The organism is Streptomyces mesophilus (genome assembly GCF_011044995.1).
Lineage (GTDB): Bacteria > Actinomycetota > Actinomycetes > Streptomycetales > Streptomycetaceae > Streptomyces > Streptomyces mesophilus.
On the sequence record NZ_JAAKZW010000004.1, the window covers coordinates 93,563 to 110,134 of the forward strand.

At 71.2% G+C, this 16,572-nt stretch carries 14 protein-coding genes; 10 read left to right on the forward strand and 4 right to left on the reverse strand.

The window, feature by feature from the left end:
• Positions 1-3 precede the first annotated feature (3 nt).
• The 6 genes from G6045_RS02700 to G6045_RS02725 all read left to right on the forward strand — a co-directional run bounded on the left by G6045_RS02700 (position 4) and on the right by G6045_RS02725 (position 7,115).
• Positions 4-1,134 carry a nitroreductase family protein gene (locus G6045_RS02700; protein WP_165330113.1) on the forward strand — a complete coding sequence of 377 codons (1,131 nt, stop codon included), beginning with the start codon at positions 4-6 and terminating at the stop codon, positions 1,132-1,134.
• On the forward strand, positions 1,135-2,874 hold the full coding sequence (locus tag G6045_RS02705) for an ABC transporter ATP-binding protein/permease (RefSeq protein WP_165330114.1): 1,740 nt from the start codon (positions 1,135-1,137) through the stop codon (positions 2,872-2,874).
• 34 nt (positions 2,875-2,908) lie between these two features.
• Complete coding sequence (locus G6045_RS02710) at positions 2,909-4,660, forward strand: ABC transporter ATP-binding protein (protein WP_165330115.1); 1,752 nt, start codon at positions 2,909-2,911, stop codon at positions 4,658-4,660.
• Between the two features lie 102 nt (positions 4,661-4,762).
• Positions 4,763-4,933: a 50S ribosomal protein L32 gene (gene rpmF, locus G6045_RS02715; RefSeq protein ID WP_165330116.1), complete on the forward strand. Its 171-nt coding sequence runs from the start codon at positions 4,763-4,765 to the stop codon at positions 4,931-4,933.
• 5 nt (positions 4,934-4,938) lie between these two features.
• Positions 4,939-6,198, forward strand: a complete 1,260-nt coding sequence (locus tag G6045_RS02720) for a GTP-binding protein (protein ID WP_165330117.1) — start codon at positions 4,939-4,941, stop codon at positions 6,196-6,198.
• Positions 6,199-6,287: 89 nt separating this feature from the next.
• Positions 6,288-7,115, forward strand: a complete 828-nt coding sequence (locus tag G6045_RS02725; protein ID WP_165330118.1) for a class I SAM-dependent methyltransferase — start codon at positions 6,288-6,290, stop codon at positions 7,113-7,115.
• Positions 7,116-7,139: 24 nt separating this feature from the next.
• Here G6045_RS02725 and G6045_RS02730 read toward each other — a convergent pair whose 3' ends face one another.
• The 3 genes from G6045_RS02730 to G6045_RS02740 form a co-directional block, all read right to left on the reverse strand.
• Positions 7,140-7,859, reverse strand: a complete 720-nt coding sequence (locus tag G6045_RS02730; protein ID WP_165330119.1) for a hypothetical protein — start codon at positions 7,857-7,859, stop codon at positions 7,140-7,142.
• Between the two features lie 121 nt (positions 7,860-7,980).
• On the reverse strand, positions 7,981-8,868 hold the full coding sequence (locus G6045_RS02735; protein WP_165330120.1) for a bile acid:sodium symporter family protein: 888 nt from the start codon (positions 8,866-8,868) through the stop codon (positions 7,981-7,983).
• 142 nt (positions 8,869-9,010) lie between these two features.
• Positions 9,011-9,886, reverse strand: a complete 876-nt coding sequence (locus G6045_RS02740; RefSeq protein WP_206343194.1) for an SGNH/GDSL hydrolase family protein — start codon at positions 9,884-9,886, stop codon at positions 9,011-9,013.
• Positions 9,887-10,064: 178 nt separating this feature from the next.
• Here G6045_RS02740 and G6045_RS42120 point away from each other — a divergent pair, with 178 nt between their 5' ends.
• Positions 10,065-11,306, forward strand: a complete 1,242-nt coding sequence (locus tag G6045_RS42120) for a PucR family transcriptional regulator (protein WP_165330121.1) — start codon at positions 10,065-10,067, stop codon at positions 11,304-11,306.
• A 15-nt stretch (positions 11,307-11,321) separates the two neighbouring features.
• Here the strand turns inward: G6045_RS42120 and G6045_RS02750 are convergent, their stop codons facing one another.
• On the reverse strand, positions 11,322-12,164 hold the full coding sequence (locus G6045_RS02750; protein ID WP_165330122.1) for a hypothetical protein: 843 nt from the start codon (positions 12,162-12,164) through the stop codon (positions 11,322-11,324).
• A 406-nt stretch (positions 12,165-12,570) separates the two neighbouring features.
• On the opposite strand from G6045_RS02750, the gene G6045_RS02755 reads away from it, so the two are divergent.
• From G6045_RS02755 to G6045_RS02765, 3 genes are all read left to right on the forward strand, one after another.
• Positions 12,571-14,415 carry a family 20 glycosylhydrolase gene (locus G6045_RS02755; RefSeq protein WP_165330176.1) on the forward strand — a complete coding sequence of 615 codons (1,845 nt, stop codon included), beginning with the start codon at positions 12,571-12,573 and terminating at the stop codon, positions 14,413-14,415.
• Positions 14,416-14,433: 18 nt separating this feature from the next.
• Positions 14,434-16,065 carry an alpha-L-fucosidase gene (locus G6045_RS02760; protein WP_165330123.1) on the forward strand — a complete coding sequence of 544 codons (1,632 nt, stop codon included), beginning with the start codon at positions 14,434-14,436 and terminating at the stop codon, positions 16,063-16,065.
• Between the two features lie 212 nt (positions 16,066-16,277).
• The gene (locus G6045_RS02765; RefSeq protein ID WP_165330124.1) at positions 16,278-16,496 is read left to right on the forward strand and encodes a hypothetical protein; all 219 of its coding nucleotides are present in this window, start codon (positions 16,278-16,280) and stop codon (positions 16,494-16,496) included.
• Positions 16,497-16,572 lie beyond the last annotated feature (76 nt).

The window sequence follows — 16,572 nt, forward strand, 5'->3', positions numbered from 1 at the left end:
GCCATGGACCTAGGGAAAGCCCTCGCCAGAGCCCGTACGGACGAAGTGCCCGGCCCGGACATGCCCGCCGCGCCGATGGTGCCCGACTGGCCGGGCCCCGCTCGCCGTCTGCCGCGGGCCGAGCTCGGACAGCTGGACCTGCGCGAGCTGCTGCGCCTTTCGCTGGCCGCCGCCGACGGGACCGGACGGCTGCGGCCCGCGCCCTCCGCAGGCGCGCTGCACCCCGTCGACGCCCAGCTTGTCGTGGGCGACAACTGCGCGATGGAGCAGGGGCGGTACGGCTACGACCCGTTGTGTCACCGGGTGCATCGTCTCGGCGCCGCGCCTGGCGATGTGCTGCCCGGGGTTGCGGTCGAGCTGTACGCGATTCCGCAGCGCACGGAAGCCCACTACGGTCACCGCGCCTGGCCGCTGATCCTGCTCGACGCGGGGCATGCGGCTGCGGCGCTGTGGCTCGCGGGTCGGGCCTTGGGCGCCGGAGCGCCCGCCCTCGATCTGGAGGGTGCAGGCGAACAGCCGCTGGCTGTCGTGCACTTCGCGCCGGACTGGGGTGGCCGGCGGAGAGGGGAGCACGGTTTGCGGCAGGGCGAGGGCGCGGGGCGCATGGCGGACCGAAACCCGCATCAGGCACCCGAGCCCCGCGACCTCCTGGCCCGCCGCAGCACCCCGCCCCCGCTGAACGGCACCCTCACGCGTGCCGACCTGCTCGCCGTACTCACCACAGCGCAACAAGCCGACGCCGGCGAACTGAGCTGGTGCGTGGCCGTCGGCGCACCCGAGCCGGAGCTCGTCGAGTTGGCGCCGGACGGTGCGCTGCGCCGGCTGGCCGCGGGGGAGGCGCGGCCCACCCTGGCCGCCTGGGCCGCGGGTCAGCGGTGGATCGCGGACGCCGGCGCGGTGCTCATCGGCTACGGCTGTCCGTCCGACGCGGACGCCGAGCGGATCCGGCGCACCCATCTGCGCGCCGGCTTCGCCGTCGGCCGCGCACACGTCGCGGCCCTGCAACGAGGGTTGGCGTCCCGCCCCGTCGGCTCCTGGCAACAGGCCGACCTGGGCGCGGCGCTCGGCCGCGCACCGGAACAAGACTGGATCGTCCACGGCCTGGCTCTGGGCCGACCCGAGGAGGGGACCTGAGTGATCGTCCACCCGGAGCTGCGCCGTGCCGCACGCCTCGCACGCCGTGAGCTGCTCGCGGCCACCGCCCTGCAGGGGGCCGTGACCCTCAGCTGGCTCGGCCAGGCCGTCCTGCTCGCTTTCGCCCTCGCCGCCATCGCCCGCGGTGACACCGGCCAACTGCCGGGTCTCCTCACGGCAGTTGCGGCCACCGTGGTCGTCCGCGCCGGACTCGGCCTGTGGCAGCGCCGTATCGCCACCCGGGCCGGAGCACGGGTCCGGGTCCGGCTGCGCGACGAGCTCTTCGCCCATCTCGGCCTCCTCGGCGCCGCCCACCTGACCACGGCCCGCACGGGAGCGGTCCGCACCACCCTGGTCGACGGAGTCGAAGGCGTCGACGCGTACGTCTCCCGCTACCTTCCTCAGCTGATCGTCACGTTCACCGCACCACCGCTCCTGCTCATCGCCGTCGCGGTCATCGAACCGCTCGCCCTGTTCGGCCTCGTACCGGCGCTGGTGCTCGCCCTGGCCGGGCCGCGCGCCTGGGACCGGCTCCTCGCCCGACGCGGCAAGGAGCACTGGGACACGTACGAACAACTCGGCGCCGACTACCTCGAGGCCCTGCAAGGCATGCCCGCGCTGCGCGCCGCGGGTGCCGTCGGGCGCGCACGAGTGCGCCTGGAGGAACGGTCGGCCGCGCTGCACCGCGCCACCGTGACCAAGCTCCGCGTCTCGCTCGTCGACACCGGTATCACCGACCTGGCCATCCAGGGCGGCACGGCGGCGGCCGCCCTGCTCGCCTGTTGGTCGACGGCGACCGGGTCCACCACGGCCACCGGCACCTATCTGGTGCTGCTGCTCGCCGGGGAGTGCTTCCGTCCCGTACGCGATCTGTCCAGGGAGTGGCACGCCGGCTATCTGGGCGTCTCGGCTGCGGACGGGCTCGCGGCCCTGCGCACCGCCGAACCAGCCGTCTCCGATACGGGAACAGAGCAAGCCGACTGGCGCACGCCGCCCGAACTGCGGTTCGAGGAAGTCGAGTTCGCCTATCCCGGCGCTGAGGCGAGTGCGCTCACGAGCGTCTCCTTCACCGCCGAAGCCGGCCGTACCACCGCGATCGTGGGCCCCTCGGGCGCCGGCAAGTCGACCCTGATCGCCCTGCTCCTGCGCCACCGCGACCCGCAGCGCGGCCGGATCACCGTCGACGGCCGGGACATCACCTCGTACACCCTCGACGCTCTCCGGGTCGGCATCGCCGTGGTCTCCCAGGAGACCCACCTCTTCCACGCCACCATCGCCGACAACCTGCGCCTGGCCCGTGCCGAGGCCACCGACGAGGAGCTGCGGCGCGCCGCCCGCGCGGCCGGTATCCACGACGAGATAGCCGGGCTGGCCGACGGCTACGACACCGTCCTCGGCGAGCGCGGCGCCACCCTCTCCGGCGGCCAGCGCCAGCGCCTCGCCCTGGCCCGTGCCCTGCTCGCCGACGCGCCCGTCCTCGTTCTCGACGAGGCCACCAGCTCCGTCGACGAGCGCCGCGAGGCGGACATCGTCCGCGAACTCCTGGACGCCGCGGGGGAGCGGACCGTCCTCGTCGTCGCCCACCGGCTCGCGGCCGTACGGCACGCCGACCGCATCGTGGTCCTCGACGGCGGCCGCGTGGACGCCGAAGGCGACCATGCCGCGCTCGTCGCCGCCGGGGGCGTCTACGCGGAGCTCGTCGAGGCGGGCCGTATGCCGCAAGGAGGGCTCGCCGCATGAGCATCGTCCACCTGCACCGAGGAGAACCCGCCGCATGAGCACCGTCGACACCGCTGTTCCCGCGCGTGGTTCGCTGCGTGCCCTGCTGCCTGCCCTCGCCGGGCACCGCGTCATGATGGCCCGTACCTGCGCGGCCGCCCTGCTCGAACAGGGGTCGCTGGTCACGCTGGTCACCCTGTCCGCGCACACGGTCGGCGCCGCGGTCATCACGGGTGCTGCGCCTTCGGGTGCCACCGTGGCGGCGATCGGCCTCCTCGTAGTGCTGCGCGCCCTGATGACCTGGCGCGAGATGGACCTCTCGCACGATCTGGCCTACCGGGTCCTGGCCGAACTTCGCGTACGGCTCTTCGACGGGCTCGCCCGCAGCGCCCCGGCCCGCGTCGCCGGCAAGCGCAGCGGAGACCTGGCCGCCACGGCCATGGCCGACGTGGAGGCGCTGGAGTTCTTCTACGCGCACACCACCGCCCAACTCCTCGCCTCGGGCGTCGTGTTCACCGGCGGCGCCGGGCTGCTCGCCACCGTGGAGCCCTGGCTCCTGCTCGCCGTCGTGCCGGTCGCCGTCCTCCTGACCACCGCACCCTTCGCCGACGCACGCGGACGTACCGCCCGAGGCACTCGCACCCGTCAGGCCGCCGCCGCCCTGTCCGCCGACACCGTGGAGACCGTCGACGGGCTGCGCGACCTGCTGGCTTTCGGCGCACTCGGCGAGTGCCGCGCCGAGCTCGCCGCCCGCGGACGCAAGCTCGGGGCCGCCCAACGGGCGGAAGCCACCTGGGAGGCGATGGCCGCCGCCGTACGTGACCTGCTGATCGTGCTCGCCGTACTCGGCGTGGTGGCCGCCGCCGCGGGAGCCGTCACCGCCGGGCGACTGCACGGTGCGTGGGCCCCGGCCGCGATGGCGCTCGCCCTGTCCATGCTCGGCCCGGTCGCCGAATCCGCCCGGGCACTCAGCCAGGCGATGGGGCTGCGGATCGCGGCAGCCAGGGTCGAGTCCGGTATCAAGGCCCCCACCCTCGCGCCGCCACCCACTTCCCCCCGCTCCCTGCCCGCAGGACCGCTCGGTGTCCGCCTGCACGGCGTGAGCTTCGCGTACGGCGACCAACCCGTACTCCAGGACACCGAGTTGACGGTCCCGGCCGGACAGACCCTTGCCCTCGTCGGGACCTCGGGCGCCGGCAAGTCCACCTGCGCCCACCTCATCGCCCGCTTCTGGGACCCCTCGGCAGGATCTGTCCAGCTCACCCCGGAGAGCGGCGAACCCGTCGACCTGCGCGACCTCGCCGACGCGGACCTCCGTACCGCCGTCGCCGTGGTGGGCCAGGACACCCCGCTGTTCCACGGCACGCTCGCCGAGAATCTGCGTCTGTCCGCACCCGACGCGGACGACAGGACCCTCGCCGAAACGGCCGCGCTGTGCGGCATCGACCGCATCGCGCCCTTGGACACCCATGTCGGCGAGCGCGGCGCCACCCTCTCCGGCGGCCAGCGCGCCCGAATCGCACTCGGCCGCGCCCTCCTGGCCCGGCCCCGCGTCCTCGTCCTCGACGAGACCACCGCCCACCTGGACAACGTGTCCGACGCCGAACTCGGCGCCGTACTCGCCGATGAGCACCGCACCACGATCGTGATCGCGCACCGGCCCGCGACGATCCGCCGGGCCGACCGCATCGCCGTACTCGAAGGCGGCCGCATCGCGGAGGAAGGCACCTGGGACCAGCTCACCGCACGGCCCGACGGAGCGCTCGCCCGCGTGCTGGCGCTCTCGCGTGCGCAGTCCACTCCTTGATGTCCGGAACCCCTCTGATGTCCGGAACCCCTCTCATTGTTAATGGGAACCATTTTCATGTAGCGTGAGCGACGCACGCCCGACCGAGATCAGGAGCCACCCATGGCCGTTCCCAAGCGGAAGATGTCCCGCAGCAACACCCGCCACCGCAGGGCCCAGTGGAAGGCGACGACGGCGCAGCTCGTGCCGGTCACCGTGGACGGCACGACGCACCTCGTGCCGCAGCGCCTCGTGAAGGCGTACGAGCGCGGCCTGCTGCACCCCGAGGGCTGACCGGGATGACACACAAGGCGGACGCGGTCGACGGCCGGCTGCCCGTGACGGTGCTCTCCGGATTCCTGGGCGCGGGCAAGACCACCTTGCTCAACCACGTCCTCGGCAACCGCGAAGGCCTGCACGTCGCGGTCATCGTCAACGACATGAGTGAGATCAACATCGACGCGGCGCTGGTACGCGGCGGTGAGGCGGCCCTGTCGCGCACCGAGGAGCGCCTGGTCGAGATGACCAACGGCTGCATCTGCTGCACCCTGCGCGACGATCTCCTCGAGGAGATCGACCGCCTCGCTCGCGAGGGCCGCTTCGATCACCTGCTCATCGAGTCCAGCGGAATCTCCGAACCGATGCCGGTCGCGGCCACGTTCGCCTTCCCCCGCGACGACGGCGCCACCCTCGGCGACCTGGCGCGGCTCGACACGATGGTCACCGTCGTCGACGCCGTGAACTTCCTGCCGGAGCTGACGAGCGGGGACGAACTCGCCGAGCGAGGCCTCGCACCGTACGAGGACGACGAGCGCACGGTGAGCGATCTCCTCATGGACCAGGTCGAGTTCGCCGACGTCATCGTGCTCAACAAGCTCGACCTGGCGGACCCCGAGGCCGCCGACCGGCTGCACGCCACGCTGACCCGCCTCAACCCGGTCGCCCGCATCGTCCGAGCCGTCCAGGGCCGCGTCGAACTGAGCCAGGTGCTCGGCACCGGACTCTTCGACCTGGAGCGCGCCCAGCAGGCACCCGGCTGGGTCATGGAACTCAACGGCGATCACGTGCCGGAGACCGAGGAGTACGGCATCTCCAGCACGGTCTTCCGCTCCGAACTGCCCTTCCATCCCGGCCGGTTGTGGCAGCTGGTCACCGAAGGGCTGGACAGCGGGGCGTACGGGAGGATCCTGCGCTCCAAGGGCTTCTTCTGGCTGGCGACCCGCCCGGGGGTGACCGGTCTGTGGTCGCAGGCCGGGTCCGTGGCCCGCTTCGAGCCGTCCGGCGCCCGCGAGCCCGGGGCCGCCGAGGGGCAGGAGCTGGTGTTCATCGGCGTGGGGCTGCGCGTGGAGGCGCTGCGGGCGGCACTGGAGAGCTGCCTCATGGCCGAGGGGGAAGGCCTACCCGCGGCCGACCCGTTCCCGGCTTGGGACGCCGCCGGCATCGACGAGGCCTGCGCGCACGAGCACGCAGACCAGCCGGCGTACGCGCACGAACCTTCGTACGCACACGAACCCGACGGCGACCACGAGCACTTGGCGCTCGCGGCGACGCGGGCCTGAACTCCGGGGCGGGCGACGGTCGCAGCCACGGCGCCGCCCGCCCCGGGCATGATCCGGGACCACCACGACCGACGACGACGGAGGCGACCATGACCGGTCACGGCGTACAACTCGGCACAGTCCAGGAAACCCTGCTCATCCCGCTGTACGGGCGCGCGGTGGAGAACCGCAAGCCCGAACCGGCCCTGCGTGATCCGCGGGCCGAGGAGATCGCCGGCGCGATCGACTACGACTTCGCCCGCTTCGACGAACTGCCCAGCCTGATCGGCACGGTGCTGCGCACCTCGCTCTTCGACCACTGGGTACGCAGCTTCCTGGAGGAACACCCCGAGGGCACCGTCGCCGAGATCGGCACCGGCCTGAACACCCGGTACGAGCGCGTCGACAACGGCCGGGCCCGCTGGTTCGAGCTCGACCTGCCCGACGTCATCGACCTGCGCCGGGCGTTCTTCACCGACACCGAACGCAGGCGCATGATCGCGGCCTCGGTCACCGACGAGTCCTGGGCCGCGTCCGTGGCAAAGGCCGCCGACGGTCCGTACTTCTTCAGCGCGGAAGCCGTCCTGCCGTTTCTCGACGAGCCGGACGTCCGCGGCGTCGTGGACCTGATCGCCGCACGATTCCCCGGCTCACTCCTCGCCCTGGACACCGCGGGCCCCGGCATCATCACGACCCAGGACCAGCATGACGCGCTGAGCAAGGTCGAGGCCCGGATGCGCTGGTCCTGCTCCGACCCCTCCGCACTCCAGGACTGGCGTCCCGGCACGCGCCTGCTCACCTCGCACACCCTGACCACACTGCCGCAGCAGATGTACGAGGCACTGCCCACCCCCTACCGCGAAATGCTCACCGGCCTGGCCGCCCAGCGCCTGCCCCAGGTCGAGGAGTACCGGCTCACCTTGCTCCAACTGCCCTGACCTGGGGCCGTGCTCAGCGCAGGCTCAGCTCACGCCGTCCTCGAAGTCCAGGTTCGTCGGACGCCGAGGCAGCAGTGCCAAGAAGTCCGTCACCGGCACGTCGTCGTCGACCACTTCGAGCTGGACGTCGTACATCCACACCTGCCCGGTTCGCTGCATCACCAGCCCGAAGTTGAGGTACGCGCCGGCTTCGGGCACGTCCAGAACCACGCTGCACCTTCGCCAGTTCTGCGTCCCCGTGATGCGCCGTTCCGCGTGGTACATGTTGCCGAAGGCGAGGATGTTGTCCGACGCATCGTCGACCCTGATCCACAGGCCGGCCCAGCTCGCCACATCCCTCGCCTTCACCATCGCCGACAACTCGACCCGTGCACCTCGGTAGTCGTCGGCCCTGATCGTCTGCAGCAGTGACGCGTACTCGAACTGACCCTGCTCCCGGGACCGGATGAAGGCACACGCGCGCCGCGACGGGAGCAGGTCGAAATCGACCCCGACTTCATAGTCTTCAGGAACTCCGCCCGAGGCACCCCAGCCCTTGGGGAGTTCATGAGTCGTGGGCACCGGCTGGGCGTGGATGCCGACTTCGGCGAGGATCTTCGTCGTCTCGGCCCTGGTCTTCTCGGCCTCCGCGTCCAGCTTGCGCGCCTCTGCCTGCGCCCGCGCGCGGGTCGTCCAGTACGTGGTGAGTGCGACGGCGACGCCGCCCAGCAGCGGGCCGAGCAGCCCGGCCGTCCAAGTCCCCATGTGTCATGCCCCCCCAGGCGCGTCCCATCTGCCTCGAAGGGTCCCATTTCCGATGAACGCGAGCCAGGGGAGGTGACGACGCACCCTGGGCGCGACGGTGTGCGCCGAGGTACCGGAGTCGTCAGCCGACCGGTTCGTCCAGAGTGTTCGAGCTGTCCGAGTGCCGCCGCGTTATCGCGTAGCCGAAGGCAGTCGCGAGGACGTACATCAGGATCGAGTAGACGGCGATGGGGATCGCGACTTCGGTGCTGTCCAGAACGCTGAGGGCGATGGTGAGGGCCACGGTCGTGTTGTGGATCCCGACCTCCATGGAGCTCGCTATCGCCTGGCGCCTGTCGAGGCGGAGCAGCCGGGTGACGCCGTAGCCGAGGGTGAGGCTCGCGAGGCAGAAGATGCCGGTCACCCAGCCGACCTGCTGAAGGTAGTCGGCCAGATTCTCCCGCTCGCCGAGCAGGGCACCGACCGAGACGATCACCAGTACGGCGATGGAGAAGATCCGGACGGGGCGGTCGGCGCGCGCCGCGAACTCGGCGGAGCGCCGGCGTACCGCCATGCCGATGGCGACCGGGACGAGCACGATCGCGATCACCTGCACCACCTTGCCGAGCTGCAGGCCGAGGTCGCCCTGGGCGTCGAAGTGGTCGATGGCGAGGTTGGTGATGATCGGAATGGTGACGGCGGCGAGTACCGAGTTGATCGCGGTCAGGGTGACGTTGAGGGCCACGTCTCCGCGGAAGAGGTGACTGAACAAGTTGGCCGTGGTCCCGCCGGGGGACGCGGCGAGCAGCATCACACCGACGGCGAGCAACGGGTCGAGGTCGAACAGCTTGACCAGCCCGAACGCCACGAGCGGGAGCACCAGTACCTGCAGCACGAGCGCGACGATGACCGCTTTCGGTGTCCGGCTGACCCTCCTGAAGTCATCGGTGGTCAGGGACAGTCCGAGGCCGAACATGATGATGGCCAGGGCGATCGGCAGGCCGGTGGTGATGAGTACGGAGTCGTTCATCGGTGTCCCGTGGTCGAAGGGGTGCAGGCAGCGAGCGTGTTCCCGCGCCTGCGAGGGGTGCGAGCGGCCGGTGTGCGACCGCAGGGAGCATCGTGGAGTGCCGCGCCGCTCGCCACCACCCTCCGGACGCGGGCAGGTCGGCTCAGCCGGTGCGCGGGGTGGACAGGACCGCGGCGGCCAGCGCCCTGCCGATGGCCTTGGAGCCGTTCGCGTTGGGGTGCAGCGGGGTGGCGACGTGGGCGGGGACGAGGCCCTCGATGTACCGGTCGGCGGGTGCCGCGCACGAGTCGTGACCGATGCCGAGGGAGTAGGTGTCCACGAAGGTCGCGCCGCTCTGCTCGGCCGTCGTCCTGAGCACGGCGCTGAGGTGGGAGGTGGCGCCCTGGATGTAGGTCGCGTCGACGTCCCAGATGGGCTGGGTGGGGAAGCAGCCGCCGGGGCGGATGTAGTTGCCGTACCCGATGACGAACACCTCGGCGTGCGGGGCTCGCTGCCGGACCTGGTCCAGGGTGGTGGCGAACTTCGGGGCCCAGGCGTCGATACCTGCCTTCACGATGTCGACGCCGCCTTTGGTGTTCCTGGCCGCGCAGCTGCTGCCGAGGGGCTTGGCCAGCAGGTTGACGCATCCCAGGGCGGCGGGGACAAGTCCCGCGTCGTTGCCGCCGATGGTGATGCTGACGACGTCCGTCTCTTTGGTGAGGGCGTCCAACTGAGGCTTGGTTCCCGGGTATTGGGAGGCGGTGAAGTGCTCGGCGGTCGCACCGGAGCAGCTGACATCGGTGAGCTCGGCACCCAGCGCTTTGGCCGCGATGTGCGGGTAGTCAGCCAACGAGCGCAGGCACAACAGGTTCGAGGGGTCGATCGGCGGTACGAGAGGGGCGGCGGCGTATGAGTCGCCCAGGGCCACGTACTCGAGGGGCTCGGTGCTCTCGGCAGCGACAGCCGGTGAGACCAGGGTCGTTGCCAGGGCTGTGGCGGCCACGGTGGCGGCCAGTGCCGTGCGCAGGCTGACGTTCACGTGCGGCTCCTTCGACTCAGGGCGGTGCGCGCGAACGCACCGCAATGCCAGGGATCGGGGGCGGGCCGGCAGGCGGACAGCACTGTTTACCGGCCGGTAAGTTTGTGGTGCGATACATCATGACGGCACACGCTCGGCGTGCTTCCGGTCCGGGAAACAGCATTCCGAGGGGTGATTTGTGTCCGCGTACAACGCCGAGACGACGGGCGGCGCCGGCGAGGTTGTGCAGCAGTACCTGCGCGGATCCGCCCACCGGCTGGAGGCGGCGATCCTGGAGCGACTGACCGCGGAACTCCCCGTCTACCGGAAGCTGCCCACCGAACAGCTCTCCGGCGATGTGGCGCGCATGATCCGCCGGGGCCTCGACGACTTCGCGCGGGTAATGGAAAGCGGCTCCATGCCAGGTCCCGAGCAACTCGCCCTGCTGACCGGCTCGGCCACCCGCCGGGCGGAGGAAGGGCTGCCGGCCGAAGCCATCGTCTCCGCCTACTTCCTCGGGGCCAGGACCTGCGCGGACGACTTCGCCGCGGCGGCCCGGCCCGAAGACCTTCCGGCCCTCACCGCCATGTACAGCCTGCTCGTCGCATACCTTCAGCACGTCACCACCGCCGTCACCGCCGGCTACGTGCACCAGATGCAGACCACCGTCGGCGAACGGCACAGCGCCCGCCAACTGCTGCTGACCGCCCTGCGCGAAGGACGCGTCGACGAGGAGGCGGCCAAGGAAGCGGGGCTCACGCTCCCTGCCGGCTACCTCGTTCTCGCGCTGGTCACCGGGCCGCACGCCGATGAACACGCTCCCGGTGTCGACACGAACGCCGCGGCCCAGCGCAAACTCAGGCGCCTGCACACGGAACTCGCCCTGCACACCCGCGGAACCGCCCTCACCTCACTGACCACCACCGGCGGCCTGGTGCTCCTGCCCAGCGAGACCGACCCCGCCGAACTCACCCCGGCTCATTGGGACGGCACCACACAACTCCTGACCCGTCTGCAGCGCGCCGCGGGCGCCACCGTCCTCGCCGCGGCGGTGCCGGCCCGGCCCGGCGACGTCGCCCAGGTGTGGCCCGTCGCCACCGAACTGGCCCGTATCGCCGCCGCCTCGGCACGCCCACCGGGCCTTTACCGCCTTGAAGACCTCGCCCTCGAGTACCAGCTCTCACGTCCCGGCCCCGCCCACGCCCACGTCGCCGGTCTCCTCGACCCGCTGGACGCGCACGCCGACCTTCTGCTCACGCTGACGGCTTTCCTGCGCCACGACTTGGACCGTCGCGCGACCGCCCAAGCCCTCAACGTCCACCCCAACACCGTTCTCTACCGACTCCGCAAGATCACCGCCCTCACCGGACTCGACGCCACACGCCCCACCGACCTGCCCACCCTGCACGCCGCCCTCACCTGCCACACCCTCGGGAACTGACGTAGGGCAGCACCTTCAATGGCCGGGCAGGTCGAGGTCCTTTCGAGCCTGCTCGAGTTCGTCGGCCCAGATGAACAGGCGGTGTGACGGCGGCACTTCGTGATAGCCGTGCAGTCCTACGACGCGCAGGTCGCGCAGGTCGACACAGACGCGTTGATAGGCGTCGTCGACCGCCGCCTTGGGGTCGTCCAGCTTCTCGGAACCCAGCTTGACGCAGGCGCGGAACTCGTACGCGAGCAGTAGATCCTCGCCGAACTCGGCCCACGCGCCCCGCCGTTCGCTCCACGCCCGGTCGGCCTCGGTGACGAGCCGGTTCAGGTCGGTGTTGTGGGGGAGTGAGGGGTGGACGAGGAACATGGCGCCCCAGCCGGAGGCGACCATGTCCAGGTTGAACGTACGGCGGTCGGGGTGGTCCCTGGGTGGCAGGGGATCCGAGGCGTCCGCGTCGAACCAGGGTGCCAGGTAGGCGAGGAGCCGGCCGTACCGGTCGAGGATCTCGCCGGTCGGGATGATCGCCGCTCTGCGCCGCGGCCCGGACGGTCGGGTGAGCCGCCGGTCAAGGAGGGCGTCGAACTCGGCACTCGCGCGATTGCCCGCGGCGATGTGCCGTTCGGCGGCTGTCGGGGTCAGCCGGCCGGCCAGGTACGCGCGCAGCCTTTCGGGAAGGAAGGCGTCGAAGGTGCCGTCGCTCAGGCGGGACCGGCAACGGTCCAGCTTCATCTGGGCGGTGGCGGGCAGCCCGGCGTAGTGCGCCTTCTCGGGTGTGTCCACCGACACCATGCGCACCGGCTGGTCGATGACGGGGGTGTCGCCGTCGGAGGTCCGCAGCAGCCGCCTGGGGGCGGGAGGCCGCGTCACTCGGGGAAAGTCGAACCTGAGCATGCTCTGTCCCTTCGGACGCCACATACCACTGAGGTGTGCGTGAGCGGCGATCCCGGTGCCGGGCCCGGCGTGTGGCCGCCCGGAGGCACAGGTGCCATGGGCAGCGAACACCCGTACCGGCCCCGACGCAATGGCCCGGCAGGCCTGGTGGAGACACCTGGCTCGTCGTCTCGTGGTCGACGTACGGCCCGAAAGTCCAAGCGGAATTGGATGTTCTGCGCTTCTTCCGTACGGGATGTTGACCGACTCTGCGTCGCTGGCTTGGATCGGCGGGCAGAGATCCGATGAATCCGCCCCTGTACCTCACACTTCGACAGGAGTCGCAGTGCTACGCAGACGATCGATCCCCTGGTTGCTTGCCACGCTGGCGGGTGCCCTGCTGATGATCGCGGCCCCCCTGCCCGGCGCCGCCGCTTCGGCCTCCGCCGCCTCGGTCGCCGCGGCCGCGCCGCCCGTCACCGTGCCTGCCCTGTCGGACTGGACGCCCCAGGAAGGGAGTTACTCCTTCGGGCGGCACACGCGCCTGGTCGTGGACGTCCACGACAAGGAGGCGCGCGACGTCGCCGCCACCCTCGCCGAGGACCTCCGCCAGGCCGGCCACGGCGCCGTACCCGTCGCGGACAGCGGCCAAGGAGCCGTCCGCGGCGGTGATGTGGTCGTGCGCGTCGACCCTGCCCGCGAGGGTGCTCTGGGCAAGGAGGGGTACGCCCTCACGGCGGGACGCACCCTCACCATCACCGGCGCCACCGAGGCCGGGGCCTTCTACGGCACCCGCACCCTGCTCCAACTCCTGGCCGGGGGCCACCGGATACCGGCCGGGCGGACCGTCGACGTCCCGCAGTACGCCGAGCGCGGCGTCGGGGTCTGCGCCTGCTACATCCACATCACCACGCAGTGGCTGGAGAACCTCGTACGCGACATGGCGTACCACAAGCTCAACCAGCTGCTGCTCGAACTCAAGGTGAAGAGCGACGCCCACCCCGAGGCCAACAGCTGGGGCTACTACACCAAGGACGAGATCCGGCGGCTCGTCGCACTGGGCGAGAAGTACCACGTCACCATCATCCCGGAGATCAACTCCCCTGGGCACATGGACCCCTGGATCGAGAACCGGCCCGAACTCCAGCTCACCGACAGCGACGGGAAGCCGCAGCCGTCCCGGCTCGACGTCACCTCACCCGAGGCGTTCGCCTACTACACGTCGCTGATCGACGAGTACGGCGAGGTGTTCACGGCCGACTCCTGGCACATGGGCGCCGACGAATACATGCTCGGCTCGGACTTCGCCAAGTACCCGCACGTCCTGGAGTACGCGAGGAAGAAGTACGGGCCGGGCGCCACCCCGCAGGACGCGTTCATCGACTTCGTCAACCGGGTCCATGACTACGCCGCGGCCAAGGGCAAGCGGCTGCGGATCTGGAACGACGGGCTCACCGGCGACAACACCGTCCCCGTCGAGCCCGGTACGACCGTCGAGCACTGGCTGAACGTACGGACGAAACCCAGCGAACTCCTCGCCCAGGGCTACCCGTTGCTCAACGCCTCCTACTCGCTCTACCTCGTCCGCGGCGGCTTCCACATGAACACCAAGTCGCTGTACGAGCAGCGGTGGGACCCGCGCAGCTTCGAAGGAGAGAAGGTGGCCTCACGCGAGGGCATCACCGGCGCGAAGATCAGCCTCTGGCCGGACAACGGTCGCGGCGAGACCGAGAACGAAGTCGCCGAGGCCATGGACCTGCCGCTGCGTTACGTGGCCCAGACCACGTGGGGCGTGCCCCACCCCGACGCCACCTACGAGGCGTTCGCCGCCCGCGCCAAGACCGTGGGGCACGCTCCGGGCCACCGCGACCTGACCCGGCTGCCCGTGGCCGAAGGCACGTACACCCTGCGCGACACCCAGGGCAGGGCCGCCCCGGCCGACTGGCGGATCAGCCGCACCCCCGACGGCTACGCCACGCTGACCTCTGCGGCGACCGGACGGTGCGCCGAGACGCGCAGCGGCAAGCTCACCCTCAACACCCCGCTGCAGCCCGGCACTCCGGTCACCCAGGAGACCTGCTCGGCGACGAACACCCTGCAGCGCTGGCAGCTCACCAAGGTCCGCGGCGGCTACCGCCTCACCAACGCGATCACGCAGATGGCCCTCCACGTCACCGCGGACGGCCGGCTGCTCCAGTACCCGGCCGACCAACAGCCGCCCGCCGTCTGGCGCCTCGCCGCCCACTGACCGTCCCGGAGGACCCACATGGCCATCAGCAGACGTCTCTTCGTCGGCGCGGTCGCCGCGTCGAGCACCTCGTACGCGCTCACCGTGGGCGCGGCATCCCCTGCGTCCGCCGGCCCTTCGGCGGCGACCGTCGAGCCGCACTACCGCATACCGATCAGCACGGACGACACACCCGAGCAGCTCGTCGCCAAAGCGGCCCGCGTGCGGCCCACGGAGCGTCAGATCACCTGGCAGCGCCTGGAGAAGACCGCCTTCCTGCACTTCGGCGTCAACACCTTCACCGGCCTCGAGTGGGGTACCGGCGACGAGGACCCGGATGTCTTCCAGCCCGTCGGCCTGGACACCGACCAGTGGGCACGGGCCCTGCGCGACGGCGGCTTCGAGCTCGCCATCCTCACCGTCAAGCACCACGACGGCTTCGTCCTCTATCCCTCCCGCTACACCCGGCACAGCGTCGTCTCCAGCAGTTGGCAGGGCGGCCACGGCGACGTGCTGCGCTCCTTCGCCGACTCGATGCGCGGCCACGGCATCAAGGTCGGGGTCTATATCTCCCCGGCCGACGAGAACCAGTACCTGCACGGCGTCTACGCCAACGGCAGCGCCCGCACCACGCACACCGTGCCCACGCTCACCGACGGCGACGACCGGGCGGGCGAGGAACCGCGCACCTTCGACCTCCAGGCCACCGACTACGGCGCGTACATGCTCAATCAGCTCTACGAGGTGCTCACGGAGTACGGCCCCGTCGACGAGGTGTGGTTCGACGGCGCCCAGGGCCGTATCCCCCCGGACAAGGTGGAGCGCTACGACTGGGACAGCTGGTACGAGCTGATCCGCACCCTCGCGCCGGACGCCTCCATCGCCGTGTCGGGTCCCGACGTCCGCTGGGTCGGCAACGAGGGCGGGCTCGCGCGCGAGGACGAGTGGAGCGTCGTCCCGGTGCGGGAGAAGGACTACGGCCGCACCGACTATGCCCTCCACTACGAGGCCGCCGACCAGGGCAGCCGTGCGGCGCTGGTGGAGGCGCAGCCGCTGGCCCAGCACCTGCAGTGGTGGCCGGCGGAGTGCGACGTCTCGATCAGGCCCGGGTGGTTCTACCACGCGGACCAGCAGCCCAAGTCGGTGGAGCAGCTGACCGACCTCTGGTTCCGCTCCGTCGGACGCAACTCCGTGCTGCTCCTGAACATCCCCCCGGACCAGCAGGGCCGCCTGCCCGACGCCGACGTCGCCGTCCTCAGGGAGTTCCGTGAGCGGCTGGCACGCGAGCTGCCGGAGGATCTCGCCCGCGACTCCCGGGCCCGGGGCGACGGCCGCCGACCCGGCCATGCGGTGGACGGCGACCCGGACACCGCGTGGACGTCGCCCGCGCCGTCCGAGGGCACACTCACGCTGGACCTCGGCCGGGAGCAAGCGGTCGACCGGATCCGGCTCGCCGAGGACATCCGCCAGGGCCAGCAGGTCGAATCGGCGGTCGTCGAGGCACGCACGGCCGGGGGCTGGCATCACGTGGCGACGGTCGGCACGATCGGTGCCTCCCGGATCCTCGCCCTGCCCGCCGTGGTGACGGCCCGTCAGTGGCGGCTGCGCATCGTCGCATCCCGCGAGGCGGCCTCGATCGCCGCCTTCGAGCTCCACCACTCGCGCGTGTGACGACGGGCACTGATCCTGAACGGCCAGACATCGGAGGAATGGGCTGAAGGGGTGGGCCGCGGCTGGGGTCGTCGCGGGACCACCGGCCTCCGTTTGGGCGACCAGCGGATGCGGCACCGCGGCGGTGACGCCACGTTATGGGACATGGTCGCGTGTGCCTCGGCTGCGACGTTCGCAGCCGAGGCACACGCCCTTCCGATGCCCTGACGAGAGTGGGTAACAGCATGCAGATCAAGTGCACGAACGCGAGCACCGGGCAGGGTGTGACGGTGGGCTCGCTCGAGGAGATGCGGGGCGTGGTGTACGGCATCGTCCTCACCCGGGGCGAGTCCGGCGACGTCGCGGCGAAGATGTGCGACTCCATTGTCGGCGCCGTCCGCGACAGCGCCTCGGCGTACAACTACCAGGGCTGGACGTTCGAGAGCCGCTGAGCTCGGGAGCGCCGGCCCGGCACCGTGCGGCCGGCGCGCCGATCGGCCCCCTCGCGGCTGAGGCCGCCCCTGTTCG

Coding starts and splice junctions, on each gene's coding strand:
- G6045_RS02700 (WP_165330113.1), top strand. CDS start 4: ATGGACCTAGGGAAAGCCCTCGCCAGAGCCCGTACGGACGAAGTGCCC.
- G6045_RS02710 (WP_165330115.1), top strand. CDS start 2,909: ATGAGCACCGTCGACACCGCTGTTCCCGCGCGTGGTTCGCTGCGTGCC.
- rpmF (WP_165330116.1), top strand. CDS start 4,763: ATGGCCGTTCCCAAGCGGAAGATGTCCCGCAGCAACACCCGCCACCGC.
- G6045_RS02720 (WP_165330117.1), top strand. CDS start 4,939: ATGACACACAAGGCGGACGCGGTCGACGGCCGGCTGCCCGTGACGGTG.
- G6045_RS02725 (WP_165330118.1), top strand. CDS start 6,288: ATGACCGGTCACGGCGTACAACTCGGCACAGTCCAGGAAACCCTGCTC.
- G6045_RS02730 (WP_165330119.1), bottom strand. CDS start 7,859: ATGGGGACTTGGACGGCCGGGCTGCTCGGCCCGCTGCTGGGCGGCGTC.
- G6045_RS02735 (WP_165330120.1), bottom strand. CDS start 8,868: ATGAACGACTCCGTACTCATCACCACCGGCCTGCCGATCGCCCTGGCC.
- G6045_RS02755 (WP_165330176.1), top strand. CDS start 12,571: ATGATCGCGGCCCCCCTGCCCGGCGCCGCCGCTTCGGCCTCCGCCGCC.
- G6045_RS02760 (WP_165330123.1), top strand. CDS start 14,434: ATGGCCATCAGCAGACGTCTCTTCGTCGGCGCGGTCGCCGCGTCGAGC.